This window comes from Streptosporangium subroseum, assembly GCF_900188345.1.
Classification (GTDB): Bacteria; Actinomycetota; Actinomycetes; order Streptosporangiales; family Streptosporangiaceae; genus Streptosporangium; species Streptosporangium subroseum.
This window is the reverse complement of sequence record NZ_FZOD01000123.1, coordinates 4,413-6,672: the sequence shown is the minus strand read 5'-3', so window position 1 is coordinate 6,672 and position 2,260 is coordinate 4,413. Positions and strand designations below refer to the sequence as shown.

Genomic DNA, 2,260 nt, shown 5'->3' with positions numbered 1-2,260 from the left:
CCACGAACAACCTCGGCGAACTCCGCCAGCATCGGCTCCATAAATCGCGAATGGAACGCATGACTCGTCCGCAACCGCGAGACCTTCCAACCCCGCTCCACCGCCGACTTGGCGACCCGGTCGATGTCCGCCTCAGCCCCAGAGACCACCACCGAAGCCGGACCGTTCACCGCCGCGACATCAACGGCCAAACCGCCGCTGGTCGACTCGCCGACGCCCACAACGGCCGAGCCACCGCCACTCGACTCGCCACCGCCGTTTGACCTATCGCCGCCCGCGGAGGTCAGACCACCGTCACTTGCCTCGCCGTCGGTCATGGAGTCCAGGAGCGCCCGGACATCCGCCTCGGTCGCCCCGATGGCGAGCATCGCTCCGCCAGCGGGCAGCGCCTGCATGAGCCGCCCCCGGGCGGCGACCAGCGTGGCCGCATCCGCCAGCGACAACACCCCCGCCACCTGCGCCGCAGCGATCTCCCCGATCGAATGCCCCACCAGCACATCAGGGCTCACACCCCAGTGCGACAACAACGCATGCAGCGCCACCTCAACCGCAAACAACGCAGGCTGCGCATACCCCGTCTGGTGAATCAGCTCCTCATCGGAATCGGCCAGCATCACTGCCAGCGGCCGGTCCAGATGGGCATCCATGTGCAACGCCACCTGGTCGAACGCGTCCGCAAATACCGGGAACGTCTCATACAAGCCCCGGCCCATACCGACCCGCTGCGACCCCTGCCCAGAGAACAAGAACGCCATCCGGCCGGCACCCACGGTCCCGGACAAACCACCGGCGCCGACGGCAACACCACGCACACCGTCAACCAGCGTCTCCCGATTACCCGCAAGCACGACCGCCCGGTGAGACAGCGCGGCACGCCGTACCGAAGCCGCACCCAACTCCGCCAGCGAAACAGCATCCACACCGGGATGGTCGAGCAGCCGCTCCGCCTGCGCCCGCAGCGCCGCCTCATCAGCCCCCGACAGCAGCACCGGCACCACCGGCAGATCCGCAGCCGGCACCGGCGCGGCAACCGGCTCTACGGCCGGAGCCTCCTCCAGGATCACATGTGCGTTCGTGCCACTGACACCGAACGCCGACACGCCCGCCCGACGCGGCCGGTCAGCGGCCTCCCACGGCTGCGCCGACGTGAGCAGCGACACCGCGCCGGAGGCCCAGTCGACGTGCGACGAGGCCTGTTCCGCGTGCAGCGTCGCGGGCAGCAGACCGTGCCGCATGGCCAGCACCATCTTCGCGATACCGGCGACACCGGCCGCGGCCTGGGTATGGCCGATATTCGACTTCACCGACCCCAACCACAACGGCGTCTGCCGATCCTGGCCGTAGGTGGCCAGCAACGCCTGCGCCTCGATCGGATCACCCAGCGTGGTGCCGGTGCCGTGCGCCTCGACCGCATCCACATCAGCCGGGGACAGACCCGCATTGGCCAGCGCGGTCCGAATCACCCTCTGCTGCGACGGACCGTTCGGCGCCGTCAACCCATTCGACGCACCATCCTGATTCACCGCCGTACCCCGCACCACCGCGAGGACCTCGTGGCCGAGCCGTCGGGCATCGGACAGCCGCTCGACCAGCAGCATGCCCGCACCCTCGGCCCACCCCGTGCCGTCCGCTTCGGCGGCGAAGGACTTGCACCGGCCGTCAGGAGAAAGACCCTGTTGCCGGGAGAACTCCACGAAGATGTCCGGATTCGGCATCACGGTCACGCCGCCGACCAGGGCCATCGAGCACTCGCCCGATCGCAACGCCTGTGCGGCCAGGTGCAGTGCCACCAGCGACGACGAGCATGCCGTGTCCACCGTCACCGCCGGACCTTCGAGCCCGAACGTATAGGAGAGACGCCCCGACATCACCGACGACGCCGTACCCGTCAGCAGATGCCCTTCGACGCCATCGGCCGCCTCGACCGGTCCGCTCCCGTAGCCCATGAACGAGGCGCCGACGAACACGCCGACCGGCTCACCTCGCAGGCCGAGCGGGCTGACCCCGGCCGCCTCGAACGCCTCCCACGAGGTCTCCAGCAACAACCGCTGCTGCGGATCCATCGCCAACGCCTCACGCGGCGAAATCCCAAACAACCCCGCATCAAACTCGGCGGCGTCATACAGGAACCCACCCTCACGGGCGTACGAGGTCCCCGCATGCTCCGGGTCCGGGTGGTAGAGCCCCTCCAGGTCCCAGCCCCGATCGGTCGGGAACGCCCCGATCGCGTCGGTGCCTGCGGCGACCAGGTCCCAGAGCT

At 69.2% G+C, this 2,260-nt stretch carries 1 protein-coding gene; it reads right to left on the bottom strand.

The window, feature by feature from the left end; all coding sequences use genetic code 11:
- On the bottom strand, positions 1-2,260 hold a 2,260-nt coding region (locus tag CHC08_RS46915; RefSeq protein WP_143653694.1), incomplete at both ends, for a type I polyketide synthase.